20 protein-coding genes are annotated in these 25,325 nt (G+C 70.9%); 11 read left to right on the forward strand and 9 right to left on the reverse strand.

Annotation, left to right across the window (positions count from 1 at the left end; all coding sequences use genetic code 11):
• Positions 1 to 171 precede the first annotated feature (171 nt).
• Both AC5P1B_RS33675 and AC5P1B_RS33680 read left to right on the forward strand, forming a co-directional pair.
• Positions 172 to 969 (forward strand): polysaccharide deacetylase family protein, encoded by a 798-nt coding sequence (locus AC5P1B_RS33675; RefSeq protein WP_493891841.1) that lies wholly within the window; start codon positions 172 to 174, stop codon positions 967 to 969.
• A gap of 128 nt (positions 970 to 1,097) precedes the next feature.
• Positions 1,098 to 1,607 (forward strand): GNAT family N-acetyltransferase, encoded by a 510-nt coding sequence (locus tag AC5P1B_RS33680; protein WP_493891814.1) that lies wholly within the window; start codon positions 1,098 to 1,100, stop codon positions 1,605 to 1,607.
• A 54-nt stretch (positions 1,608 to 1,661) separates the two neighbouring features.
• Here AC5P1B_RS33680 and AC5P1B_RS33685 read toward each other — a convergent pair whose 3' ends face one another.
• On the reverse strand, positions 1,662 to 1,814 hold the full coding sequence (locus tag AC5P1B_RS33685; protein ID WP_493891815.1) for a hypothetical protein: 153 nt from the start codon (positions 1,812 to 1,814) through the stop codon (positions 1,662 to 1,664).
• A 473-nt stretch (positions 1,815 to 2,287) separates the two neighbouring features.
• Between AC5P1B_RS33685 and AC5P1B_RS33690 the strand changes: the two genes are divergently transcribed.
• From AC5P1B_RS33690 to AC5P1B_RS33705, 4 genes are all read left to right on the forward strand, one after another.
• Positions 2,288 to 2,944, forward strand: coding sequence for a TetR-like C-terminal domain-containing protein (locus AC5P1B_RS33690; RefSeq protein WP_493891816.1), 657 nt, complete (start codon positions 2,288 to 2,290; stop codon positions 2,942 to 2,944).
• 289 nt (positions 2,945 to 3,233) lie between these two features.
• Positions 3,234 to 3,857, forward strand: coding sequence for a TetR-like C-terminal domain-containing protein (locus tag AC5P1B_RS33695; RefSeq protein ID WP_493891817.1), 624 nt, complete (start codon positions 3,234 to 3,236; stop codon positions 3,855 to 3,857).
• A 325-nt stretch (positions 3,858 to 4,182) separates the two neighbouring features.
• The gene (locus AC5P1B_RS33700) at positions 4,183 to 6,510 is read left to right on the forward strand and encodes a winged helix-turn-helix domain-containing protein (protein WP_493891818.1); all 2,328 of its coding nucleotides are present in this window, start codon (positions 4,183 to 4,185) and stop codon (positions 6,508 to 6,510) included.
• A 14-nt stretch (positions 6,511 to 6,524) separates the two neighbouring features.
• Complete coding sequence (locus AC5P1B_RS33705) at positions 6,525 to 7,655, forward strand: 4-(cytidine 5'-diphospho)-2-C-methyl-D-erythritol kinase (RefSeq protein ID WP_493891819.1); 1,131 nt, start codon at positions 6,525 to 6,527, stop codon at positions 7,653 to 7,655.
• Positions 7,656 to 8,070: 415 nt separating this feature from the next.
• On the opposite strand, the gene AC5P1B_RS33710 is transcribed toward AC5P1B_RS33705, so the two are convergent.
• From AC5P1B_RS33710 to AC5P1B_RS33725, 4 genes are all read right to left on the reverse strand, one after another.
• On the reverse strand, positions 8,071 to 9,153 hold the full coding sequence (locus AC5P1B_RS33710; protein ID WP_493891820.1) for a polyprenyl synthetase family protein: 1,083 nt from the start codon (positions 9,151 to 9,153) through the stop codon (positions 8,071 to 8,073).
• A complete protein-coding gene (locus AC5P1B_RS33715; protein ID WP_493891821.1) occupies positions 9,150 to 10,058 on the reverse strand; it encodes a 4-hydroxy-3-methylbut-2-enyl diphosphate reductase in 909 nt (302 codons plus the stop codon). Before AC5P1B_RS33715 ends, AC5P1B_RS33710 begins: the two co-directional genes overlap by 4 nt.
• A gap of 64 nt (positions 10,059 to 10,122) precedes the next feature.
• Complete coding sequence (locus AC5P1B_RS33720; RefSeq protein WP_493891822.1) at positions 10,123 to 11,823, reverse strand: class-II fumarase/aspartase family protein; 1,701 nt, start codon at positions 11,821 to 11,823, stop codon at positions 10,123 to 10,125.
• The gene (locus AC5P1B_RS33725; RefSeq protein ID WP_493891823.1) at positions 11,805 to 14,009 is read right to left on the reverse strand and encodes an FAD/NAD(P)-binding protein; all 2,205 of its coding nucleotides are present in this window, start codon (positions 14,007 to 14,009) and stop codon (positions 11,805 to 11,807) included. The genes AC5P1B_RS33720 and AC5P1B_RS33725 overlap by 19 nt, the downstream gene beginning before the upstream one ends.
• 291 nt (positions 14,010 to 14,300) lie before the next feature.
• On the opposite strand from AC5P1B_RS33725, the gene AC5P1B_RS33730 reads away from it, so the two are divergent.
• The 4 genes from AC5P1B_RS33730 to AC5P1B_RS33745 all read left to right on the forward strand — a co-directional run bounded on the left by AC5P1B_RS33730 (position 14,301) and on the right by AC5P1B_RS33745 (position 19,136).
• Positions 14,301 to 15,920 (forward strand): AMP-binding protein, encoded by a 1,620-nt coding sequence (locus AC5P1B_RS33730; protein WP_493891824.1) that lies wholly within the window; start codon positions 14,301 to 14,303, stop codon positions 15,918 to 15,920.
• A 307-nt stretch (positions 15,921 to 16,227) separates the two neighbouring features.
• Positions 16,228 to 17,568 carry a protoporphyrinogen/coproporphyrinogen oxidase gene (locus tag AC5P1B_RS33735; RefSeq protein WP_493891825.1) on the forward strand — a complete coding sequence of 447 codons (1,341 nt, stop codon included), beginning with the start codon at positions 16,228 to 16,230 and terminating at the stop codon, positions 17,566 to 17,568.
• 294 nt (positions 17,569 to 17,862) lie between these two features.
• On the forward strand, positions 17,863 to 18,642 hold the full coding sequence (locus tag AC5P1B_RS33740; protein ID WP_493891826.1) for an alpha/beta fold hydrolase: 780 nt from the start codon (positions 17,863 to 17,865) through the stop codon (positions 18,640 to 18,642).
• On the forward strand, positions 18,639 to 19,136 hold the full coding sequence (locus AC5P1B_RS33745; RefSeq protein ID WP_493891827.1) for a hypothetical protein: 498 nt from the start codon (positions 18,639 to 18,641) through the stop codon (positions 19,134 to 19,136). The genes AC5P1B_RS33740 and AC5P1B_RS33745 overlap by 4 nt, the downstream gene beginning before the upstream one ends.
• Before the next feature lie 193 nt (positions 19,137 to 19,329).
• Here the strand turns inward: AC5P1B_RS33745 and AC5P1B_RS33750 are convergent, their stop codons facing one another.
• Positions 19,330 to 19,776: a VOC family protein gene (locus AC5P1B_RS33750; RefSeq protein ID WP_493891828.1), complete on the reverse strand. Its 447-nt coding sequence runs from the start codon at positions 19,774 to 19,776 to the stop codon at positions 19,330 to 19,332.
• Positions 19,777 to 19,858: 82 nt separating this feature from the next.
• Between AC5P1B_RS33750 and AC5P1B_RS33755 the strand changes: the two genes are divergently transcribed.
• Positions 19,859 to 20,440 carry a TetR/AcrR family transcriptional regulator gene (locus AC5P1B_RS33755; RefSeq protein ID WP_493891829.1) on the forward strand — a complete coding sequence of 194 codons (582 nt, stop codon included), beginning with the start codon at positions 19,859 to 19,861 and terminating at the stop codon, positions 20,438 to 20,440.
• A 188-nt stretch (positions 20,441 to 20,628) separates the two neighbouring features.
• Here AC5P1B_RS33755 and AC5P1B_RS33760 read toward each other — a convergent pair whose 3' ends face one another.
• The 3 genes from AC5P1B_RS33760 to AC5P1B_RS33770 form a co-directional block, all read right to left on the reverse strand.
• The gene (locus tag AC5P1B_RS33760) at positions 20,629 to 22,887 is read right to left on the reverse strand and encodes an MMPL family transporter (protein ID WP_493891830.1); all 2,259 of its coding nucleotides are present in this window, start codon (positions 22,885 to 22,887) and stop codon (positions 20,629 to 20,631) included.
• 319 nt (positions 22,888 to 23,206) lie between these two features.
• On the reverse strand, positions 23,207 to 24,154 hold the full coding sequence (locus AC5P1B_RS33765) for a UbiA family prenyltransferase (protein WP_493891831.1): 948 nt from the start codon (positions 24,152 to 24,154) through the stop codon (positions 23,207 to 23,209).
• A 301-nt stretch (positions 24,155 to 24,455) separates the two neighbouring features.
• Positions 24,456 to 25,256 carry a class I SAM-dependent methyltransferase gene (locus AC5P1B_RS33770; protein WP_493891832.1) on the reverse strand — a complete coding sequence of 267 codons (801 nt, stop codon included), beginning with the start codon at positions 25,254 to 25,256 and terminating at the stop codon, positions 24,456 to 24,458.
• Positions 25,257 to 25,325 lie beyond the last annotated feature (69 nt).

The following is a 25,325-nucleotide window of genomic DNA, read 5'->3' on the forward strand; positions in this document are numbered from 1 at the left end:
CCCTCCACGGCGGTGGAGGGCACTTTCGTCTGCGCGGGAACGGCGTGCGAGCGCTGCGCCGCCTGCGCGCCGCCTGCCAGGGGTGACCCGTCACACACCCGGACAAACGGAACGCGGGGTACGGCCCGTACGTCCTATGTGTTGGCAATCGAGGAAGTGGACGTACGACTCATGGCACGACTGACCGCCCAGGGGCGGCGTATCGCGATTACGGTCGCGTCGGCCCTGGCTCTTACCGCGGGCATCGCGGGCACCGTCGCTCTGGATGTGTCCGAGGGCGACGCCGCGCCGGGCACCTCCGTGTCCGACAAGCAGAGCGCGGGCGCTCCGACGACCCGAGCGCGGCCCGAGCCCACACAGCGGGTCCCCGAGAGCATCGCGCACGCACCCGAGAGCGGGGGCAAGGCCGTCAACATCACCATCGACGACGGGCCCGACCCGACCTGGACCCCCAAGGTGCTTGAGGTGCTCAAGAAGCACAACGTCAAGGCTGTCTTCTGCATGATCGGCCCGCAGGCCAAGGCCCACCCGGACGTGGTCAAGAAGATCGTCGCGGGCGGGCACCGGCTCTGTGACCACTCCGTCGACCACGACAGCACGATGGACAAGAAGTCCGTGGCCTACCAGGAACGGCAGATCCTCGACGGCCAGCGCATGATCGAGAAGGCGGCCGGAGGCGCGAAGGTGCGCTACTACCGCGCGCCCGGTGGCGCCTTCACCCCCGACAGCCGCCGCATCGCCGCCGCGCACGGGATGCGCCCGCTCGGCTGGAACGTGGACACCAGGGACTGGGAGCGCCCCGGCACCAGCCAGATCGTCGCCACGCTCAAGAGCGAGCTGCACCTGGGGCCCACGATCCTCTTCCACGACGGTGGCGGGCTGCGCGGGCAGACGGTCGAGGCGCTGGACCAGGCGCTGCCGTGGCTCAAGAGCCAGGGGTACGCGCTCAGCTTCCCCGAAGTCCGCTAGGCGCTCCTTCAGGCGCTCCTTCCCGAATCCGCCAGGCGGCTTTCCCGAGATCCGCTGGGCGGCTTTCGGCCAGATCCGCTGGGCGTCGCGGCTGTCCCGAGGCCGGACGCACGCTGAACAATGGCCCCATGCGTATCAGGCTGACCACCCGGGACGAGTTGCCCGTGCTGCGAGACATCGAACGGGCGGCGGGGCAGTGCTTCCGCGACATCGGCATGCCGGAGATCGCCGACGACGAGCCGCCGTCGCTCGGGGAGCTCACCCGCTACCAGCGGGCGGGCCGGGCGTGGGTCATGGCGGACGAGGGCGGCTGGCCTGTCGCGTACGTGCTGACGGACGCGGTGGACAGGCGGCTGCACATCGAGCAGGTCTCCGTGCACCCCGACAGCTCCGGCCAGGGGCTCGGCCGGTCGCTGATCGACCACGTCGCGTCGCGCGCGGCAGCCGAGGGTGTACGGGCGGTGACCCTGACCACCTTCGCCGAGGTGGCGTGGAACGCCCCGTACTACGAGCGGCGCTGCGGCTTCCGGCCGCTCGCCGAGGACGAGCTGACCCCCGGGCTGCGCGCGATCCGCCGCCGCGAGGCCGAGCACGGCCTCGACCGCTGGCCTCGGGTGTGCATGCTGCGGGAGCTGTGACGCGGCGCCCTCGGGCGAGGGTGACCGCGCCAAGTCGGGTTTAGTGCCAGCTAATTAGCGCGTCGTGCCGATGTACGCGCCGGTGTGCGTGCCGGTGCGCGTATCGATGTACGTGCCCGGTGCGGCTGTGCTGTCGGCGGGGTCTTCGCGGGAGGGCGGGGCGAGCGCTTCGCAGGGCTCATCGACACCAGCCGCCCCGGCCGCCACAGCCGTCTGACCTGCCTGACTCTCTCCGGAGACCTGGCTCCACCGGGTCCGGCGGCCCCGCTTCGCCCGTCCGGTCCGGGCCGCTCATCGCGCTGCCTCCCGCGCCGACGTCAGTGATCATCGGCTGGCGCCGGCTACTGCGTGCAAGGGCCACCTTGGTGGAGGCGTGTCCAGCCTGTGGACATCACGCGGGCCGTTTCCCGGGGTCAACCGGTCTCCCCCGCCGGCCCCGCGGCACCCCCTGTGGGCTTCCGTCGCAGGTCAGCCGGGGGGTCCGGGCCCTCGTTCGCGCCGCATCGTGGGTGCACGTCGCTACGCTTCTCGCAAGCGATGCCGCTGATAACCGTTACGCGGAACTGATCGTATGGCCGGGAGGTTGGTATCCTCGGGGGGCTAAGCGTGGCTGTGGTGCGGAACGTTCCATGGCGGTGAAGCCCTCGCGGGGAGCGTGTTGCCCAGTGGACAAAGACGGTATGACAGTCGGCGTGACGGGCCGCGGGCCCGATCCGCGCGCGGAGCGGAGCCGGGCGGCGGCGCTGGCCGCGGCGCAGGAACTTCTGATCGAGGAGGGGTGGGCAGCGGTAACGCATGTCGCTGTCGCGGCGCGCAGCGGCGTCGGGCGCACCACGCTCTATCGGCACTGGCCGGACTCGGCGATGCTCATCCGGCAGCTCCTCGCCAAGCTCTTCCAGGTGGACCACTCCGCGCGGACCGGTGACCTCCGAGAGGACCTGATCTGCGAACTGCGGGCGTTCCAGGGCCTGTTGGAGAACCCGACCGGTGACAGGGCGCTGCGAGTCATCATCGACCAGGCGTCCATCGACCCCGAGTACGCCGACGTGCTTGAGGCGTGCCGCCACAAGGGCGCCGAGGTGCTCGGCGCCATCATCGAGCACGGCAGGGCGCAGGGCGACCTGCCGCAGGGGCTGGGTACGGAAGAGGCGATCGGGCTGCTGCTCGGCCCGATGTTCTTTCGCCGCCTGGTCGCCAACAGCGGCTTCGAGCGGGATTACGTGACCGAGCTGGTCGACGGCTTCCTGCGGGCGTACGCGATCGACCCGCCGCCCGAGTGCCAGCGCCCGCTGGCGGCCGAAGCGGATCAAGCGCAGCGAGCACACCAGGCTTACTGACCTCCGGCTGCGCTCTGGTCTGCCTTTCTTCTCTGGGCCGGCCCGCTGGTCCACTCGTTCCGTTTGTCGCGCTTTGGGCGCGCCTCGTCGCCGGGCTGTCCGCCGGGACGGCTCGTCCGTCAGGCGTACCGGTCCGTCGCGCTCCGGTTCGTCAACCGTTCACATTGCGCCGCTTTCCCGGTCTGACCAGGCCGGAAAGTCGGGTCTCGGGGCTCATGAGGTAGGCGGTCCACAGGTGTCTGGGGCAGACTGCTCCACAGTAGTCAAGCCCTGGCGTGGAGCGTGATGCATGGCGAAGACGGACGGCACGGCCCTCGGTGTTGCCCACCGAGGGCCCGATCCGCGTGCGGAGCGGAGCCGGGCGGCGGCGCTGGCGGCGGCGCAGCAGTTGCTGATCGAGGACGGGTGGGCCGCGGTGACGCATGTCGCTGTCGCGGCGCGCAGCGGCGTCGGGCGGACGACTCTCTACCGGCATTGGCCCGAGTCCGCGATGCTCATACGCGACGTGCTCGCCCGCTCCTTCGAGGTCGACCATTCCGCGCCGACGGGAGAGTTACGCACCGATCTGATCTCCGAAATGCGGGCCTGCCGGTCCATGCTGCTCGACTCCATCGCGGAGCGGGCACTGCGCGTGATGATCGAGCGGGCCAGGGCCGACCGTGCGAGTGCCATCATCCTCGAAGATTGCCACCGCAAAGGTACGGAACTCCTACGGGAAATTGTCGAGGGGGCGAAGGTCCGGGGTGAGCTGTCTCCCGAGCTCTCGGCGGCGGCGGCGGTCGACAAGCTGGCCGGGCCGATGGTCTTCCGGAGGCTGTTTTTCAACGGAACGTTCGATGACGGTTACGTGACGGGCCTCGTCGACCGGTTCCTTGACGCGTACGCCCTTCCGCAGGTCCGGGGCACGGGCTGACCTCGGGCTCGCGCATCCACGCGCGACGCACAAGCAAAGCCCGCTATGCTCAGCGGCCAGATGTTTCAGTGAGACTCCAGCGGCGCTCTATTCGCGCCGCAGACCCTGGGGATGTCTGCTCTATGAAACATCTTGTACCGCGCACGGGGGAGAGCGAACGGAGGCGCTCATCGGGGGGTCTGGCGAGCCCAGCTTCACACGACTGATGAGTGCTCGTGTTGCTGCCCTTGGCCGGAGGCGACGTGCCTGAAGTCATGGCGGGAGTGATTTCGTGAACCAGCTCATGGATAGCGGTGTCTGCGAGGCAATTCCCATATTGTCCGTAATGAACCGCGAAAAAACGCACCAACCCCATACCGCCCGGTTATTCGGCAGGGATGGGGAAATCGCCGAGCTCTGCGGGATGCTGCATGATCCGGCAATTCGGCTGCTGACCATCACCGGACCTGCCGGGGTGGGAAAGAGTTCCCTGGCGCACGCGGTGCTCGCCGGGGCCGTGCCCTACGCGGCGGACGGGGTCGTCCGCGTAGACCTCGCCTCGACCGGAAGCCGCACCATCGCCTGGCGGCAGGTCGCCTCGGCGCTGGGTGTGGGCACCGACGCCGCGGCGCTGACACTGCCCGAGCGGGTCGGCACCGAGATCGGCGACCGGGAACTGCTCCTCGTACTCGACAACTGCGACCTCGTGGCGCCACTGCTCTCCACGGATGTCGCTTCCCTGCTCCGCGAATGCCCGTCCCTGCGCGTTCTGCTGACAAGCCGTATCTCACTTGAGGTCTACGCGGAGCACCTGTTCCCCGTAGCGCCTTTCCCTGTGGGTTCCGGGGGGCAGACGCCCTACAGTTCCGTAGCGGTCCAGCTGTTCATCGACCGGGTACGGGCGCATTACCGAAGCGACATCCTGCACGGTGGCGAACTGCAGAATATCGCCGAAATCTGTGAACTCCTCGACGGCGTACCGCTGGCGATCGAGGTCACGGCGCGGGCCGTCGGCACCCTCAGCCCCCGGGCCCTGCTCGAACAGCTGCGGCGCGGGGCACACCCGTACAACAGCCGCTTGCTGGACGTCCCGACCCGGCACCAGTCGGTGCCGGGAGCGCTCTCATGGGGCGACCAGGCACTCTCCGCCGAGGAGCGGGCACTGCTCCAGCGGCTCGCTGTCTGCGAGACGTCCATCGACCTGCCCACGGCGCAGCGGCTCGGCAATCTCTCCCTGATGCAGGCCGCCCGCCGACTGGACTCCCTGGTCCACAAGAGCCTGCTGGTCAGCGCCAAACGGGAAGGCGGCGAGCCCGAGTTCCGAATGCTCACGGCGACCCGCAACTATTACCGCAAGCGGATCGCCCAGGACCCGGAAGAGCAGGCCGAGGCCCGCAGCAGGCACGCCGACCACTACGCGAAGTTCGCCATCGCGGCCGAACGCGGGCTGCGTATCGCGGACGAACGGGCCCACTGGCTCGCCCTCGCGCAGTCCCGGCTGGCCGACATCCGGACCGCGATCCGCCGCTTCCAGTCCAAGGGAGAGCACGCCACGGCGGTACGTACGCTGCTCGCCCTCGAAGAGGCATGGACCGTACACAACCTGCTCAGCGAGTCCGCCGGCATCCTGTCCCGCTCCGTCACCGCCCTGGAGGCGGCTGACGTCAGGGACGCCCGCGACGCCGCGCTGCTCGCCGACGCGCTGGAGACAGCGGGCCGGTGGGCGACGGCGACCGAGCAACTGGAGTGCGCCCGCGCGCTGCTCACCCGCGCCGCCGAGCTGTACCGCAGCACCGGCGACCCGGGAGGCCGGGCCCGGGTGGCCGCGCTCCAGGGCGAGTTGCTGCGCCGGGCCGGAGACAGCGAAGCGGCAGAGCGTCAGGCCGACTTCGCCATCGCCGAACTCGACGCGCTCGGTGACGTCAGGGGAGCCGCGAACGCCCGGCGGCTGCTGGCCCTGGTCCGGGCGGGACGGGGCAAGCCGGACGCGGAGGGGCCGCTGCTGCGGGCCCTGGAGGATCTGCGGGCTTTGGAGGAGCCGTACGCGCGCGCCGTCGCGCTGGTCCACCTGGCCCGGGTACGGCAGTCAAGTGGCCGGTCCTCGGAGGCGTACACCACGGTCAGGGAGGCGATGGAGATCCTCACCCGGCACATCGGAAGCCCCGCCGACGTGGTGCTCGCACTGGAGACGGCAGCTCGCTCGGCGCCGAGCGGAGGCGGCACTGAGCGAGCCCACGTCCTGAGACTGCTGTCGATCGCCGGAGCGCTGCGCGAGCGGCACTCCGTACCGCAAAGCGAGGACGCGGCGGCGCTGCGGGCACTCGCCGGGCAACTGAAGGAAGCGTCGGGGGACGCGCGCGAGGCAGAGCCGGCCCGCACCGCCAGCGCGGGCGACTGCCCCACGCTCTATTCCGCCCTGGGCACCGCGTTGTCCGCACCGCTGCCCAAGCCGGTGCGGGCTCCCGGAGCGGACGCCAGGCTGGCGGGGCTCACGCCACGGCAGCACCAGATCGCGGAACTCGTCGCGGAAGGCATGACCAACCGGCAGATCGCCCGGTCCCTCGACCTGTCGGAATGGACGGTGGTCAACCACCTCCGGCAGGTCATGAACAAGCTCGAATGCCCCTCCCGTGTGCACGTCACCCGCATCGTGCAGCGGACGGCGGCCGGGTAGTGGAGGACCATCACATGGCCCGGCCCGGTACCCCCAAGGGTGCCGGGCCCGGTGCCAGGGCTGTCACGGTGCGGGTGCCGGCCAAGGTCAACATCCAGCTCGCCGTGGGCCCGGCACGCCCCGACGGGTACCACCGGCTGGCCAATGTCTTCCTCGCCGTCGGCCTGTACGACGAAGTCACCGCGACGGAGCCGGAGTCAGGCCCCGGGTCCGAGTACGGGTCGGGGTCGGGGGACGGGTCCGTGGCCGGGTCGGGGGCGGGTTCGGGGACCGTGGCCGGGTCGGGTTCCGAGTCGCGGCCGGGTGCCGGGCCGGGGGCGGTGCGCGTCACCGTCTCGGGGCCGGACGCCCACCGGGTGCCGCTGGGCAGCGACAACCCGGCGGTCCGTGCCGCCACCCTGCTCGCCGAGCACCACGCGCGCGGGCGCGCGGGTGGCGGCGATGGCAGCGGCGTGCCTCTTCACCTACACATCGCCAAGGACATCCCCGTGGCGGGCGGCATGGCCGGGGCCAGCGCCGACGCGGCGGGCGCGCTGGTCGCCTGCGACGCCCTGTGGGGGACCCGCACCAGCCGGTCGGACCTGCGGGCGCTCGCCGGGCAACTGGGCAGCGACGTCCCGTTCGGCCTCGTCGGCGGCGCCGCGCTCGGGCGCGGGCGGGGTGAGCTGCTCAACCCCCTGGAGGTGGGCGGCCAGTTCCACTGGGTGTTCGCCGTCGCCGAAGGCGGGCTGTCCGCCCCGGACGTCTACCGCGAATGCGACCGGCTGCGAGCCGCCTGGGACGACGGCAGCACCGACCGGCGCATCCCGGAGCCGGAACCGTCCCCGGCTGTACTCGGCGCGCTGCGGGCCGGTGACCCGGTCGCATTAGGCGCAGCTCTGATGGCGGGCGGCACCAGCAACGACCTCCAGGCCGCCGCACTCTCCCTCATGCCCTCACTGGCCCGCACCCTGCGCGTCGGCACGGACGCTGGGGCACTGGCGGCGATCGTCTCAGGGGCCGGGCCGACCTGTGCGTTCCTGACGCAGGACGCGCGGTCGTCGGCGGTCGTGGCCCGCGCCCTGACGGACGCGTACACCTGCCGCACGGCACGCGTGGCGACGGGCCCCGCGGACGGCGCGACGGTCATCAGCCCACGGCCGTGACCGGCCGGGCCAGGGACTGAGGCCCTGGGGCGGGAACGAGAACGGCAGTTGAGCCGCTGAGCCGCCCGCGCAGCCGGACGGGAGACGGGGGCCAAGCGGCCGCCCTACGCCCCGGACCGCACCCGATACCGCCCCGCGACGCCCGCGCAGTGCGGACCGCGTTCGCAGGAGGAACACCCCGTAACAGAAGCAACGACCGTAACGAAAGCAACGCCAATAACACCGCCGCGACCGACGCCGACCACCAGGCCGCCGACGCGCGTGCGCTACGGAGCGTACGGAGGCGTGAGTGTACGTCCCGGCACCGCCCCGCGCGCGGGCGCGCGAGGGGCGGGTCGGTGCCGAGGGCGTCGGCACCGGCCGGCCGGTTACCGGTTGTCGCGTCCAGAGCGGCCGCCCAGCCGCCCACCGAGGGCTACTTGACGCGGTGGGCCGTCGTCCGTGCCATCTCCTGGAGTTCGGCCGTCCACTGCGGGGACAGCGCCCCGCTCACCGCCGCGTTGGCGACGCTCAGGCGCTCCTCGATCACGGCCTCGACGCGGTCGCGGATGCCGGTCTTGATCAGCAGTGCGTGCAGCTCGTCCGGGTCGGTGTTCGGCAGGTCGTCGCGGACCAGGGCGCGTACCTCGGGCTCGTCCTGGAGGGCGAACGACATCAGCAGCGTCATCTTGTGCTGCTTGAAGTCAAGGCGTGCGGTCTTTCCGGTCACCTCCTCGTTGCCGAAGGCGTCCAGCAGGTCGTCGCGCAGCTGGAACGCCTCGCCGAGCGCCAGCCCGTACTCCTCGAACGGGCCCAGCAGCTCCGGGGAGCCGCCGGCGAGCATCGCACCGACCGACAGCGGCCGGTAGACGGTGTAGCGGCCGGACTTGAAGAGGGCGATCCAGCGGGCGAGCGGAATGTCCGGCTGGAACCGGGCGGCGGCCCGTACGTCCAGGAACTGCCCCACCATGAGCTCGGTGGACAGCTCGCCCCACACCTTGCGGGCGGCGGGCGGGCAGTCGGCCAGCAGCCGCTCCGCGTAGACGATGGCGAGGTTGCCCGCGAGCATCGCCACGCTCTGCCCGTAGTGCTTGCGGTCGCCGTGCCAGCCGCGCTCCGTGTGCAGCTTGGAGTGCTTCTCGTGGGCGGTGGGCTCGCCCCGGCGCAGCTCCGACTCGTCCAGCACGTCGTCGTGCAGGAGGGCGGAGGTGTGCATCAGCTCAAGCGCCGCGGCGGCGTCCACAGCCACCTGCGACGCGGGGTCGCCACCGGCGGCGAGGTAGGCGGCGACGCAGAAGGCGGACCGCAGCCGCTTGCCGCCGCTGGTGACCATGTCGCCGACGCAGTCGACGAGCTCCAGGGCGTCGGGGTTCTGGCCGTTCCAGAAGGCACGCTCTTCCGCGATGAGCGCCGTGAGCCGATCCTCTACGCGGGCGAGCATGTGGTCACGCAGCTCGCGCGGCGTGGGCTGGGCGGCCTTGGTGGCCGTGGGGGCGGCCACTGCCTCGGTGGATGTCACAACAAGCTCCCGGGCATGGAGAAGACGATGTCCTCAGTGGTGGTGGTGATGGTGTCAACGTGGTCGTAGCCCAGTTCGCGCAGGCGGCCGACCAGCTGTTCGACAAGGATCTCAGGTGCGCTGGCACCGGAGGTGACGCCGACGGTACCGATGCCGTCCAGCCAGCTCTCGTCCAGCTTGGAGACATCGTTGACGAGGTGGCTCTTGGCGCCGTGCCGGATCGCGACCTCGACCATGCGCACCGAGTTGCTGGAGTTGTCCGAGCCGACGACCAGGACCAGGTCCGCCTCGGCGGCCAGCTCCTTCACCGCGTTCTGCCGGTTCTGGCTGGCGTAGCAGATGTCGCCCGTGCCGGGGCCCTTGATGTCGGGGAAGCGGCGGGCGAGCTCGTCGGCGATGTCGATCGTCTCGTCCAGCGACAGCGTGGTCTGCGTGAGATAGGAGACGCTGCGGCCTTCGGGCACCTGGACCGTGCGGGCGTCCTCGACGCTCTCCACGACGATCGTGTCCTCGGGCGCTTCGCCGACCGTGCCCTCGACCTCCTCGTGGTAGGCGTGGCCGATCAGCAGGATGGTGTGGCCCGCGTGGGCGGAGCGCTTGGCTTCCTGGTGGACCTTGGAGACCAGCGGGCAAGTCGCGTCGATCACGTCCAGCTTGCGGGCCGCTGAGCTCGCCCGCACCTGGGGTGAGACGCCGTGCGCCGAGAAGACGCAGACGGCCCCCTCGGGGACCTCCTCCTCGGAGTCCACGAACACCGCGCCGCGTGCTTCCAGTCCGGTCACCACATGCTGGTTGTGAACGATCTGCTTCCGGACGTAGACGGGGGCTCCGTGGATGTCGAGTGCCCGCTCCACCATGTTGATCGCGCGGTCCACTCCCGCACAGAAGCCCCGCGGTTCGGCCATGATGATGCGTTTACGCACCGGGGTACTTATCGCGTTCACTGCCCCTCCAAAGGGGGTCGTAGGCTCAGTTCTTCTGGCCGCCGCCGTCCGGGGCCGTGACAACCTCCCGCCGGGCGGCCGGGCGCGGCCGCACCAGCGCGCGGTCCACCAGCCGTCCCGCCGCTCCGGTGTATCCGGTGGGATCGACCACCTCGGCGACCGCCGCCGATGTCAGGTGCGCGGTCACCTCGGGCAGCTCGCCCAGCACATCGCCGAGAGGGCGGCCCGAGGCCGCCGCGCGCGCCGAAGCCCGGTGGAGCAGTTCCTTGGCCGCTGCCTTGCCGAGCAGCGGGGCGAGCACGGCGGCGACCCGTTCGGAGACCACCTGGCCGCCGGTGAGACCGAGGTTGGCCAGCATCCGGTCGCCGGAGACCGTCAGGTTCCCGGTGAGCTCCACGCTGTGCCTGGCCGCGCCGCCCACCAGACGCAGGCAGTCGCGCAGCGGCTCCCACTCCGCGTGCCACACGCCCGCCGAGCGCTCGTCCTCGGCGACCATCGCGCTGGTCACGGTGGCCGCGAGCTGCGGGACCTGGAGGGCGGCGGAGCGGAGCAACGTGGCCAGCACCGGGTTGCGCTTGTGCGGCATCGCGGAGGAGGCACCGCGCCCGGCTACCGCACCCTCGTGCACCTCACCGACCTCGGTACGGGTCAGCGACTGCACATCGACCGCGATCTTCCCCAGCGCCCCGGCGGTGAAGGCGCAGGCCGCCGCCAGGTCGGCCATCGGCGTGCGGAGCGCGTGCCAGGGCAACACCGGCTGCGCCAGGCCGAGTTCGGCGGCGAAGGCGGCGGTCAGCTCGTAGCCGTAGTCGTAGGTGTGATCGTCGTTGTGGTTGTGGTTGTCGTTGTGGTCGTCGTCTTGGTCGTACGTGCCGTCCTGCGGGTCCCCGTTCGCACGCCGGGCTCCGTGGCCGGTGCCGCCGGGCGTGGCGTGCCCGTACCCGGCGTACTCCAGGTAACCGGCGAGGGTGCCCGCCGCGCCGCCCAGCTGGACGGGAAGGCTGTCACGGGTCCGCCGCAGCCGCTCAGCGGCGTCAAGTACCAGCCACATCCACCCGGCGGCCTTCAGCCCGAAGGTGGTGGGCACCGCGTGCAGGGTGAGCGTGCGGCCCGCCATCGCGGTGTCACGGTGCCGCTCGGCGAGCGCGGCCAGCGCCTCCGCGGTCCGGTCGAGGTCGGCGAGGATGAGCGCCAGCGCCCGGTCGGCCACCAGCATCGCCGCGGTGTCGAAGATGTCCTGGCTGGTCGAGCCACGATGGACGTACTCGGCTGCCTCCGCGTCCCGCGCCGCCACGACCGCCGTGAACTCCTGGACCAGGCCTACCACGGGATTCGCTGCCTCCCGGGCGCCACGGGCGAGCGCGAAAAGGTCGAGGTGTTCGGCGCGGGCGGCCTCGGTGATGACGCGTGCCGCGAAGGCCGGCACGGTCCCGAGTCGTGCCTGCGCGCGGGCCAGTCCGGCCTCGGCGTCGAGCATCGCCTGGAGCCAGGCGTGGTCGGCGACGGCGGCTTCGACGGGCGTTCCCGCGCGCACGGGCGAGAGCAGGCCGGAGTCGGCCCACTGGGCGAGGCCGGTGGGGCCCGCCGCGCCCGCGCGGGCCGCAGCCGCGCCCGTGGGCGCCGCTCCGGGGGAGAGGGCTCCGCCCTGGGCTCCGACCGCTGGGGCGTCCTGGGCTCCGTCCGCCGGAGGACGGAGCGGGGCGCCGGTCACCGCTCGGCCTCCCATGTCGCGCCCGTCAGCGGCTTGGCGCCGTCGCCCGGCGACGCGTCACGCTGCGCGGCCGGGGGCGTCCCGTGGTGCGCGGCGAGCGGCATGTCGTCGGCGTCGGCGAGCGGGGCGGCGGCATCGCCGGTGCGCGCCGCGCCCAGTACGGCGCGTGCGATGGCGTCGGAGTCGCCCAGCGTCACCGAGTTGACGCCCGGCCTGATGCCTGCCGCCGTCACCCAGTGCACGGCCTCCGTGGGCACCCCGAACGCGTACCGGCGCGGATGTGCCCGGCCCTTGGCGTCGAGCACGTGGTAGGGCCGCTCGGTGACCGCGAGGCCGCCGGTCTCGTACGCCTCGCCGTGCGCCGACGGTATGCGGTACGAGGAGCACTGCCCGGTGGCCAGCAGGTGGCGCATCAGCGGGTCGGCGGCGCGCCGCAGGTCGATCTCGGGGAGCCTGGCCTCGATCAGCGCGCCGGCCGTCACCCGGGAGCCGGGCACCGAGGGGGACTCGGCGACGAAGGCACCCGCCGTACGGTCAAGACCCACGCGCAGCCCGGGCCCCACGATCCGCAGCACCCCGGCCTCCACCAGCGCCAGCAGCTCCTCGATGCGGCGCGCGGGCGGGCCGATCGACAGATACGCGTTGAGCGGGGTGTACCAGCGGTCGAGGTCGGCGTGGTAGGAGTCGCCGCTGAGGCCGCCGTGGTCGACCGCGAGCCGCAGTTCGTTCCGCAGGTCACGCAGCACATCCAGGGCGGCCTTGAGCGGGCCGCTGACGTTCCCCGCGTGGGCCTCTTCGAGGTCCTTGCGCAGGTAGTCGAGCAGCCAGCCCTGGAAGTCGTCGTGGTCGGCGAACTCACGGTCACCGTAGGGGCGTTCGATGGCCTCCCAGTCCCAGCGGTCGGCGGGCCCGATGCCGAACGTGTCGAGCAGCCACGCCTCCTGGGAGTCGTCCTCCCCGGTGCCGCCCGCCGTGCGGGCCAGGAACCGCTCCTGGAAGTCGGCGACCCGGTCGCCCTGGCCGCGGGAGGTGAGCAGCGCGGTGTAGTAGACGGTCTCGACCTCGCGGGAGACCAGCGGCCACAGCACCTCACGGAACCCGAGCCCCGCCCCGCCAGCGCTCTGCGCCCGCAGCTTGGCGATCAAGTCGGGGGTGAGCAGCAGGGGTTCGTGGCGCCCCTCGACGCCCTTCTCGTTCTCGCCGCGCGAGTGGTACGGCATGCCGCGCCGCGAACCGGCGTACAACTTCGGCTCCCGTCCAGACGGCACGTAGCGGAGCTGTTCACCGTGCCGCTCGTACGCGCCGCCCCGGCCCTCGGTCAGCAGCGCCATGTGGTCGAAGAAGTTGAGCCCGAGGCCGCGCAGCAGCACGGTGACCCCGGGCCCGATGGCGGATAGGTTCACATCGGCGGGGTTCGCCGGGGGAATGTACGCCAGGCCGTGCTCGGCGGCGAAGGCGCGGAGGCCGTTCTCCTCCGCCGAGGGCTCGACCGGCACATGACCCTGCGCCAGCACCACGGCGTCCAGGCCCGTGAGGCGGGTGCCGTCGGCCAGCGTCACGGTCTGCGTGCCCGCCGGATCGTCGTCGAGAGCGACGGCCTGCGTGGGATGTACCCGCAGCGTCACGTGCGGCGGCGCGCCGCTCAGCACCCTGCGGAACGCCCAGGAGAGGTAGGTGCCGTACAGGGCGCGCGTCGGGTACGTGTCGGGCTCAAGGGCCTTGGCCTCGGCGAGCGTCGCGGCGTCGTACGTGCCATCCGCGTACGTGATGTCATCAGCGGACGTGTCATCAGCGGACGTGTCATCCGAGCCATGTAGTCCGTCCGCGCTTTCCGCGCCGGGCGGGGCTACGCTGGAGCCGTCCGCCGTGCGCGTCCCGTCGGCGGGCGCGCACATCCCGCTGACGAAACGGGCCCATTCGTACAGGCTCGGGCCCGGTTCAAGGGGCCCGTCCATTTCGACGCTCTCATCGGTGAATACCGTCACTTGGCAGGCCACGGTATTCATGAGCAGGTGCCGGGACTGATCAGTACGCCATACCCGCCCGGGTCCTGGTGCGCACGGGTCGACCACATGCACGGTGACAGCGTCGTGGGCGTCGGGGGGCGCGCCGTACCGCGCATTGACGCAGAGCCGCTCAAGGACCGATAGGCCACGTGGGCCGGCCCCGATGACGCAGACATCGAGGCGCGTGCTGGCCATGTCGGTCTCCATTCCCTGTACGACGCATCACCGAGAGGGTTAGCTCGACATGAGCGAACTAGCCTCCGATTCTTGAGGAAAGTGGGCGGGCACGGTAGCGGCTAGTTCTTGCTATCTGAGATGGTGGAGCTTGCCATGTGGCTTGCTATGGCGATTCGTGCAGGTGGGGGCCTATTTTGTGACGACTTCTAGCCTTCATAACGCCGGGCGACCAGTGCCTGCACGCATGCTGCGCGGCCACCCGCACAGCCAGCCGTGAAGGTAAAAGTCGTTCGCATCAGGAGTGCCGGAATGTCCTATCGAAAACACCCGCTGAACATCGCTGAGCTGTTTGAATGGCACGCGCAGGCGAAGCAGCAGACCGTTGCTTACCTGGACCGGCCCTTTGACATCGCCCCTGACAAAGGCACGCGTTTCGACGCGGCGCAGCTCGCACAGACGGTCAGGGACTTCTCCGCGCGGCTTTACGCGGCAGGGGCGCGTGCCGGTGACAGGGTGGCCATTGTCAAAGACAATCACCTCGACATGACGCTGGCCGCCGCCGCTGCCGCCCGCTTCGGCGCCTTACCCGCGACGATCGCCGGACTCAACACCCCGGAAAACCACCGCGCCATGATCGCCAAACTGGAACCCTCGGTTCTGGTGGTGTCGCCGACAGCGCTGGCCAACGCCGCGCGGGCGGGCGTCGAGCTGTGCGGTCCGAAGACGAGGATGCTGGTCCTCGGCGAACGGGGGGAGGGGGCGCGGGACGACGCGCTGACCCTCGGCGATCTGGACGGCGCGGACGCCCCGCCGACCCGGTTGCGCGCCCCGCACGAGTCGATGCTCATCATGCACAGCTCCGGAACCACCGGTGTCCCCAAGCTCGTGGTGCACTCCGGTAACTCACTGCTCGGCGGCGTCGCCCGGATGGAACGCATCCGGTTCCCGGTCCTGGCGAGCAAGCACCGTGACGTGGCCGCCACTTCGGTGTCGTTCGCGCACGGCCGGATCGTCTCGTGGGTGATGGGGCAGTTCGTCCTCGCGCCCAAGAAGATCGTGATCATCTCCCGGCATGACCCGGAGGTCGCCGAGCGCATGCTGGAGGAGCACCGCCCCACCTCCCTTGAGGCGTGCCCGAACATCTTCCAGCGCTGGGAGGACATCGCCCACCAGCGCCCGGAGCTGTTCCGCCAGATACGCCTGTACGTCGGCACGTTCGACGCCATTCACCCCCGTACGGTGCGGACCTTCCTGGGCGTCTCCAAGCGCCGCTTCCCGGTGTGGCTCCAGGGCTGGGGCCAGAGCGAGGTCGGCCCCGTCTGCTTCACCCTCTTCACGCGCGGCCGGATGAAGAACCTCTCCGACGACTCGGCCGTCACCAGCGACATCGGCTGGCCGTCGCCCGGCTTCAACAAGGTCCGCGTGGTGGACGCCGAAACCGGCCGCAAGGTCGCCAAGGGCCGGCCCGGCATCATGATGGTCACCACCAAGGCCCAGTGCCTGGACTACGTCGGCGAGAGCGACCGGCATGCGGAGAAGGTCCGCGGCAAGTGGTGGAACACCGGTGACATCGGCGAGATGCACGCCCTCGGCCGCCTCAAGCTGGTCGACCGCGAGGTGGACATCATCCCCGGCACCAGCGGCATCGAGTTGGAGAGCATCCTCCTCGACCGGCTGCCCCGCGCCTCCGACGTCACCGTGCTCGGCGTACCGGGAGAACTCCCCGTGCCCGTACTGTCGATGACCGACGACAAGCTCGACCCGCAGGAGTGGGCGGCCGCGACCGCCGGGCTGCCGCCGCTCGCCGAGCCGAAGCTGATCCCCTGGGCCGAGGTCCCGAGGACGGCGACCTGGAAGGTGCGCCGCCTGGACCTGCGCGAGCAGGTCCTCGGCAGCAAGCAGATCATCGGCACAGGCCGCTGGACCTGACGGACGCGTGGGGTACACCGCGTACGGGCCACGAGGGCGGGTCGGCCACACTCGGAGCACCAGTCGGCAGCCTGCGACGCGTCACCGCACTCGCGACGCGGCGCGGGCGGCCCACGGCCGGTCCGCCGCCCGCCCGCACGTGTAGGTCCGGGCACGTCCCCATGTCCGCTTGCCTGGCCGTATGTCCACCTGCTCAGCTGCCTGGCGCGCCGGGCCCGCACCGCGCGCCTTCCCGCACCACGGCACATCGCCCCCACATTCCGCTGTGACGACTTCGACGGGTACGAGACGCGTATGAGGAGCACCAGTGGCTGATATCGACATAGCCGTGATCGGCGCCGGCATAGCCGGTTTGACCACCGCCTACCGGCTGACGCAAGAGGGCCACCGGGTGGAGGTGTTCGAGTCCGAGGACGCACCGGGCGGGCGCATGCGCTCCAGCCGCGTCGACGGCTACACCACCGACCGGGGCGCGGAGACGATCTCCCCGTACGGCTACCCCGCGACGTGGGAGTTCATCAAGGAACTGGGCCTGGACCGGGGCCGTCAGATCCACCAGATCCAGCACCCGGTCGGCCTGTGGGACCAGGGCCGCAACCACCCCTGGGTGGGCCACCCGAAGGGCATGCTGCTCGGCGCCGGGCTGTCCGTCTCCGGGCGGCTCCAGTCGTTCCGCTCGATGCTGGGAGGCATGCGCCGCTCGGGCCAGGTGGACCCCGAATGGCCGGAGAACTCGCGGTACCGGAACATGACGCTCGCCGAGTTCGGCGAACGCTACGGCCGCGAGATGGTCGAGCGCAGCCTCGGCCCGATCTCCCACACCGCCTTCGGCTGGCAGCCGGAACAGAGCGCGGTGGCGCCACTGCTGGCCATCATGCAGGGCACCAAGGGCATCTTCCGCTGGCAGACCTACCGCGACGGCCAGGACACCATGGCCCGCGTCCTGGCCACCAAGGTCAAGGTGCACATGTCCCGCTCGGTCGACCGGGTGGTCCGCGAGGGCGACGAGGTCCGCATCCACTTCACGGACGGCACCGACCTCTCCGCGCGGGCCGCCGTCCTCACCCAGCCGTCGCCGGAGATCCCCGCGCTCCACCCCGGACTACCGGACGAGGAACGGCCGTTCATCGAGGCGTCCACCTTCACCACGATGATGCGCGTCGCCGTCCGCCTGGACCGCCCACTGGAGCCCCGCCGCGACCCGGACAAGCCCCGCTCCTACGCGGTGGTCCTCGGCCCGAAGGAGCGCTCCCTCTTCTCCGGCGCCACGATCGAGCACAACAAGTGCCCCGACCGGGTGCCCGCAGGACGCGGACTTATCACCCTGCTCGTCTCGCCGCGCCGGGTCGGCGAGGTCTACGACCTGCCCGACGAGGAGGTGCTGGACCGGGCCCTGGACGAGAGCACGACGTTCATCGACGGTCTGCGCGAGGCGTACGTGGGTCACCACATCGTCCGCTGGCGCAACGGCCTTCCCGCCGCGCCGCCCGCCGCGCTGGCCCTGCGCGGCCGCTTCGTACGCCGGGCTCCGCAGCCCATCGAGTACGCGGGCGACTGGCTCTACCTCCGCCCGAGCAGCGAGGCGGCCATAGCGTCCTCGAAGATGGCCGTGGAGCGGGTGCACGCCTGGCTGGCGGGGCGGAACTAGGCCGTGGCCGGCGGGTCGTGGTGGGGGGCCTCTGTCCGTGCGCCTGTCTGTGCGTTGAGGGCTGCGGGTGGGTTGTGGCCGGGCGCGCAGTTCCCCGCGCCTTTGGCGGGGCGCGCCCCTTCGCCGGGCCCCCACCGGGCCCGGCCCGTCGGCGATGACTGTGGCGTCCGGGGGCGGGGTGGTGGCGCGGGTGGCCGCCGCCCTCGTGCGGCGTCACCTGGCCCCGGGTGCCAAGGGTCCGGCCAGGGCGATTACGCTCGGCCCTTTATCGAACGCGACCAACGGGGGCGGGCCGTGCGCAGTGCCGAAGCGACGACCGAAGGGGCCCGCATCCGCTGGGTCGAGCTGCCCGGCAGCGATCCCGTACGGGTCTACGTGCACGGCCTCGGCGCCGCCTCAGGCCCGTACTTCACCGAGGCCGCCCTCCACCCGCTGCTCGCGGGGCGTCGTTCCCTCCTGATCGACCTGCTCGGTCACGGCATCAGCGACCGGCCCACGGACTTCGACTACGCGCTGGAGTCGCACGCCGACGCCCTGGCCGCCGCGCTGGCCGCCGCCGGTGTCACCGGCGCCGAACTGGTCGCGCACAGCATGGGCGGCTCGGTAGCCATCGTGCTGGCCGCCCGGCACCCTCACCTGGTATCCCGGCTCGTACTGATCGACGCCAACCTCGACCCGATCCCGCGCGCTCCGGGAGCGAGCGGCAGCAGCGGCATCGCGGCCTACTCCGAACGGGAGTTCCTCGCCGGAGGCTGGGCGGAGGTCAGGGACCGGGTCGGGCCGCACTGGTGGGCCACGATGCGCCTGACGGGCCGGGAGGCACTGCACCGCAGTGCGACCCACCTCATCGAGGGCACGGTCCCCACGATGCGCGAACTCCTGCTGGATCTGAGGATTCCGCGTACGTTCCTCCACCCGGCGGCTGACGGCGGAGTGCCGGGCGCTGACGCGCTGACGGCGGCGGGCGTGCGCGTGGTCGCGGTCCCCGGCTGCGGCCACAACATCATGCTGGACAACCCTGACGGGTTCGCGGCGGCGACGGCTGAGGCCCTGACGCGGGGAGACCACCGGTGAACGGGGCGGGGCGGGCGGCCTTGGCCGCGGTGGTGGTGCTCGCGGCGGCCGGATGCGGGGGAGCGGCGGAACCCGGCGACCCGCAGAAGCGCAGGGCCGTGGCCGAGGAGACAGCGGCGGAGCCCGGCGACGCGCCGCTGACGCGAAGGGCCGTGGACGAGGAGATCGAGTCCGCCGTGAAGGAGGCGGGAGTGACCAAGGACGGCCTCCGTGCCATCGCGATCGCTGACAGCGGCGACGACGCGACGGCCGTGCCCGAGCGATGCCGCCTCGCGTGGTCCGGAGCGCGTGGCCGGTCCCCGAGGGAACCGGCGTACGACGAGTCGGTGGCCGCTTTGAAGCGGCACGGGTGGCAGGTGAAGGACCAGTCCTCGAAGGGCACGCTCGTCTACAGCATGCTGGAGCGAGGCGGCTGGAAGCTGAGCGTCACCCAGCACGCGCAGGAGCGCCCCGGCGACACGCTCATCTTCTCCGCGACCGCCCGCGACTGCTGACCTGCTGGCCGCTCAGGACGGCGTGGGGGCGGTGCGGGGCCGGGCATGAGGGGCGACACGGGGGCAGACGGCACGCGGGTGGCGAGGTGGCGCGACCGGCGTCCGGCGGCAGCCCGGCTCTCGTCCGCGGCTGTTTGCCCGCTGCCGCTCTGCCCCGCTGCACTTCCGTCTCGCTGCCTCGCCGCGCGTCGTCTCAGCGGTCGACCGGGGCCGTGGCGTACTGGTCGGTGAAGGCCGCTGCCGGGGCGATGGGCGTGATCACATCGATGAGTACGCCATCGGGCGCGGCCACGATGAAGTGCCGCTGGCCGAAGTCCTCGCTGCGCAGGGACAGTTCCTCGGTCAGTCCGGCCTCCCTGACCAGCCGCTGGTGCTCGGCGTCGACGTCGGCGACCTCGAAGTTGAGGATGAGGCCCCGGGCCGGTGTGCGGTAGCGCTCGGGCAGCGTCTGATGGCGGTAGTCGAGCAACGCCAGTTCGTAGCACGGTGGTTCGGGTCGGCGGAGGCTGACGTACCAGTCCGCGGCGAAGGTGACGTCGAAGCCGAAGTGCCGCACGTAGAAGTCGCGGGACCCGGCGACGTCATGGGTGCAGATCACCGGATAGAAGCTGTCGAGCTTGGCGTGCACAAGGACCTCCACGAGTTCACATACTGTCGGTATGTGAAGTGACGCTAGTAACATACTCCCGGTATGTCAATCGTGGTGAAGGGTGAGGTGGAGCATGGCGAGCAGGGCCGAGCAACGTGCGGAGACCCGGCGTGCGTTGCTGGCGGAGGGGAGGCGGCGGTTCGCCGGTGAGGGGTTTCACGGGGTGACCCTGGAGGACGTCGCCGGTGGCGTGGGGGTGACCAAGGGCGCCGCGTACCACCACTTCGGCAGCAAGGCGGGACTGTTCCAGGCCGTCGTCGAACAGGCGCAGCGGGAGATCGGCGACCGGGTGGCGGCGGCCGCCGACGCGCGAGAGGACCCGTGGGACCAACTGCTCGCGGGCTGCCGGGCGTTTCTGGCCGCCGGTTCCGACCCGGAGATCCAGCGGATCGTGCTCATCGACGCGCCCACCGTGCTGGGCTGGGACGCATGGCGAGCGATGGACGAGTCATCCTCCGCCCGCCATCTGGCCGAGGCCCTGGAGGAGCTGATCGCCTCCGGAGTGATCGCCCGGCAGCCGGTCGCGCCGCTGGCCCGGCTGCTGTCGGGGGCCATGAACGAGGCCGCCGTATGGCTGGCCCGGTCCTCCGACCCGTCCGCGCTGGACGCCACGACGGCGGCCCTGCGCACCCTGCTCAGCGGCCTGCGCCAGTAATCCCCGCCTCCCGCGCCTGTGCGGCGCGCTCCGGGCGCGGACGTCCGGCCGGTACGGTATGGCCGGGCACGCTACGGCGCTACGCACGGCCGTGCGGACGACGGAGCCCCGCTGCACCGGGCGAACGGTGTGCGGGGCTCCGCCTTCGTCGCCGCGCGTCCACGGGGGTCGGTCGCGCAGCGGGTTTCTCACACGCGGTCTACGGTCCGCTCGGGGGAGTGCTCGCCGCTCGCGTGTGGGGGTGTGGTCTGGGTGGAGGACGCCGATTCGCTGATGCCGAACCGGTCGTGGAACGTGCGCAGGGGGCCGGGTGCCCACCAGCTCTTCGTGCCGAGCAGGCGCATCGACGCCGGGAGCAGGATGCCCCGGATCAGCGTGGCGTCCAGCAGGATCGCCAGCGGCACGCCCAGGCCCAGCGCCTTCATATAGCTGATCCCGGAGGTCAGCATCACGATGAAGACCAGCGACAGGATGATGGCCGCGTACGTGACCACCTTGCCGACGCGCTCCAGGCCGGTCGCCACCGCCAGTTCGTTGTCACCAGTGCGGTCGTACTCCTCCTTGACGCGGGAGAGGATGAAGACCGCGTAGTCCATGGAGAGGCCGAAGCCGAGGGTCCCGACGAGGACGGGGACCGTCCAGTTGACCGCGCCGGTGTTGATGAAGTCGCCGACCATCCACTGCATGTGGCCGTCCTGGAAGATGAAGACCAGCGAGCCGAAGGTGGCGCTCAGGCTCAGGACGCTCAGCAGCATCGCCATCAGCGGCAGCAGCACACTGCCGGTGAGCAGGAAGAGCAGGATGTACGTGCCGATCGCCATGATGCCCAGCGCGATCGGGAGGTTGTCGGCGAAGACCTCGAAGGTGTCGACGGAGATGGCGGACTGGCCGCCGACCTTCACCGGGAAGGGGGCGTTGGCGTCGCGGATGTCGCGGACGATCTCCTCACCCTCTGGCGAGAGGCCGTCCACCTTCGGCACGACGCTCAGGTACGTCGAGGAGTCGGTGGCGTACTGCTGGGAGAACTTCGTCGGCGGGGTGAGCCGCCTGCCCTCCGCATAGCTGCCGGTGATCGAGTCGACGCGGGCGACGTTGGGCAGGGCCGACAGCGTCGTCGCGTACTCGTTGATATCGCCCTTGCGCTCCGTCACCTTGCCGATGTCACGGCCGACGACCTGCACGGCTTGGGACTCGCGGGTGTCGAAGTCTTCCCGGATGGTCTGCGCGACCTCCGCTGACTGGGCGGACTTCGGCAGGATCTGCTCGTCCGGCAGCCGCAGGTTGAGGTCGCGGACTGGGGAGCCGAGCAGGGCCATCAGCGCCAGAACAGCGACCACCAGGGGAACGGGCTTGCGCATGACGAAGATCGCCAGGCGGTGCCAGCCTCCTTCGGAGGACTCGGTCTCCGGGCGGGCCTTGCGGCGGATCAGCCGCAGCTTGTCGATGCGCGGCCCGGCCCAGGCCAGCAGCGCGGGCACGATGACCAGGGTGGTGGCGGCCGCCGTCAGCGATGTCATCGCGCCGCCCACGGCGATCGACTGGAACATGCCGAACGGCATCACCATCAGGGACATGCAGGCGATGGCCAGAGTGATGGCCGAGAAGGTCACCGTGCGGCCGACCTGCCGCATCGTGGCGCGGATGGCGTCGTGGGTCTCCAGGCCGCGCTTCAGTTCCTCGCGATAGCGGGTGATGAAGAGCAGGCTGTAGTCGATCGCCAGGCCGAGGCCGAGCAGGGTGGTGACGTTGGTCAGCAGGTTGTTCGCGTCGAAGCCGAAGGTGATCAGGAACAGCAGGCCGAAGACCAGCAGCATCGTGGCCAGCGCGACCGCCAGCGGCAGGGCGGCGGCCACCAGCGAGCCGAAGATGACCACCAGCACGATCAGCACCAGCGGGAAGACCAGGGTCTCCGCCTTGGCGGCGTCCTTGGCCGACTGGTCGACGTTCTCGAAGTTCATCAGGGCGATGCCGCCGAGTTCGAGCTTGAGGCCGTCGACCTTGCCCGAGTACTCCTCGTCCAGGTCCTGCACCCGGTCGTTGATCTCGTCGAAGTCACCGATGATGCGCCCGCTCAGCAGCGCCTCGTCGCCCGTTTTCCCCTTCAGCGCCGGAGCCTTGTCCATCGACCAGTACGACGCGACGTTCCTGACGTACTTCTCCTGCGCGAGCTTCCGCGTGAGCTTCAAGCCGGCCGCCGCGACCGCCGGGTCGTCGACGCCGCGCGGGTCACTGACGACGATCGTCAGGTTCGGGCTGCCCTGCTTGAACTCCTGCTCCAGGATGTCCTCGGTCTTGTGCGACTCCGTGTCCGTGTTCTCGTATCCCCCCATCGTCAGCCTGTCCGTCAGGCCCATGGAGGCCCCACCGACGGCGAGCGCGATGATCAGCACGGCCAGCAGCACTTTCTTCGGCCGAGGGAGGATCAGACTCGCTAGTCTGTCGAGCATGTGGATATCTCCTGTCGGGCGGTGCGAAGGGGAAAGCACCGGACGAGACTTGTGGAACAAGTTGCACTGGACCTGTGGAACAGTCTGCACCTGTGACCGGTCCGGTGCAAGCTGTTCTATAGGGCTGTGGACAAGGTCGTGGCGCGGCCCGGACATCCCGTCATATAACTGCCCCGGTTCCGTGGTCGGCGCGCTCGCGGGGTGATGAATGCCTGGGCCCTGCCGTGGAGTTCAACCCGGGAGCTGCCCAACAGACACGCTCAAGTGGACACATTCAGCGAACGCGCGGCCGAGAAGGGGACGGGCCGGGACCGGCCGCTCACACGTGAAGTGCCAGCACATTCGCGAGGAGCAGCACGAGCACGCCCCAGCGGTGCAGCTTGATGCCGAGCATGCGGGCCTCCAGCAGATTCCCCTGGCGCACACCCGACTTCGCCTGCACGACCCGCATCGCGTACAGCGGCAGCATCAGCGCCGCGAACCACCACGCCACCGCGCCGAGCGCGATGGCCGTCACCACGGCGGCGGGCTCCAGCAGATGCGTCGCCACGATGATCTTCCGGTAGGTGGTGGGGGAGGTGAGCGTCGCCAGGTTGCGGCGTCCGGCGAGCCGGTCGCCCTCCACGTCGTTCATGTTCGAGTAGACGGAGACCAGCAGGCACCAGAGCCCGAAGATCACCGACTCCAGGATGATCAGGCCTGTGACCTCGCCCGTCAGCAGCACGTACGGGATGAGGATCGCGAGGCCGGGCGTCAGCAGCATCAGCTCCTGGCCGCCGTTGTAGCTGATCTTCACCCCGTAGGAGTACTGCACGTTGGACACGAGGACCGCCGCCATCAGCAGGCCGACCCACAGGGGGCTCTCGGGCGCGATGGCGAAGGTCAGCGACCAGACGGCGGCGCCGCACAGTATCGCCACCCAGCCGAAGACCTCGGCCTGTCGCACCGTCAGGGCCCCGCTCAGCAGCGGCTTACGGGCGAAGTCGCGCAGCGCCCCGGACTCCGGGGAGTAGTTGCGCGCGTCGCTGCCGTCCTTGATGCCGGTGACATCGTCCAGCGCGACCGTCGCCGACACCACCCCGACGTAACCCACGACGTACAGCACCAGCACGGTGAACGTCTCGCCGTCCCACAGCTGCGAACCCGGCAGGGCGGCCCACACGACGAACGCGCTCAGGTAGTAGTCGTAGAACGAGAGCTTGCCGAGCTTGACGTAGGCGTTCAGACGGTCTCTGGTGTTCGGCGACAAGGCGAGGTTGAGCGTCATGAGAGGGCTGCCTTCTGTGTGTTGTCTTCGCGCTTGAGGGTTCTTCCCGACGTCCTCGGTGCGGGGCGCGCGGGCGGCGCCTGGTGCGTGGATGCCTCAGTGGGGGGGGGCGGTGGTGTGGTGTGGGGGTGGCGCTCGTGGCGCTTGTTCGGTTGTTTGCCGCGGGCCGCCGTATCCACCGCCGGGCGCCCGCGCCGTACGCGCACGGCGCACGCGCGTGAGCGGCGTACCGGCGGCGTACCGCGCTACGGCGGTGTGCGGCCCCGCGCCGCGCTACTGCGATTTCCGGGGCTCACGGGGCTCAACGGGGTTTGCGGCCGTACGTCGAGATGAGGACCTGGCTCAGCCAGTGGTGGGCGGGGTCGCCCATCTCGTCGATGGCCTCGGCGATGCGGGAATCGGGCAGCATGCCCTCGGCGACGATGCGCGGGCGCATGAATTCCAGCCACAGCTGGTAGTGCCTGGCCTGCTGGGAGCCGCCCATCACCATCACGGCCCGGCCCTCCGCCGACACCTCCTCAAGCTCGCACCCCAGGGCGGCCTCCAGGTCGAAGTGCCCGCCGCGCGGCTCATGGCCCGCGCGGCGCATCAGCTCGTAGCCCGCCGCGCGCACGTCCTGGAGGAAGTCCTCGGAGACCGCGCTGCGGAACAGCGGCAGCGAGTCGGTGTCCTCAAGGAACAGCCAGCCGCCCGGCTTCAGCGCGCGGACCATCCTGGCCACCGCCGCCGGGCGGTCTTCGAGGTGCTGGACGACCATGCGGGAGTGCACGACGTCGAAGGACTCGGCGGGCAGCTCCTCGGTACGCACGTCGATCCGCTCGACCTGGACATGCGGTGCCTTGACCGGTTCCAGCCGCTCGGTGTCCAGGTCGGCGGCGAGCACCCGGCCTGTCGGGCCCACCCGTTCGCCCAGCCAGCGGGCGATGGACCCCGACCCGGCGCCCACTTCCAGGGCATGCCAGCCTGTGGTCACACCCAGCCGTTCCATCCGCTCGATGGTGCCCGGGTCCCAGATGGACTCGTTGGCGCGTAGCCTTTCCGTCTCCCGGTCCCAACCCGAATCGAACACGTAGGATTTCGGCTTCCGCTCCGCGACGCTCATAACACTCCCTCGTCCCCGCCTGTGCCCCTGTGTGGGCCCTCAGGCTAGGAAGCCGTGCAATTCCCTGCT

The sequence above is a fragment of the Streptomyces sp. A01 genome (assembly GCF_059026195.1).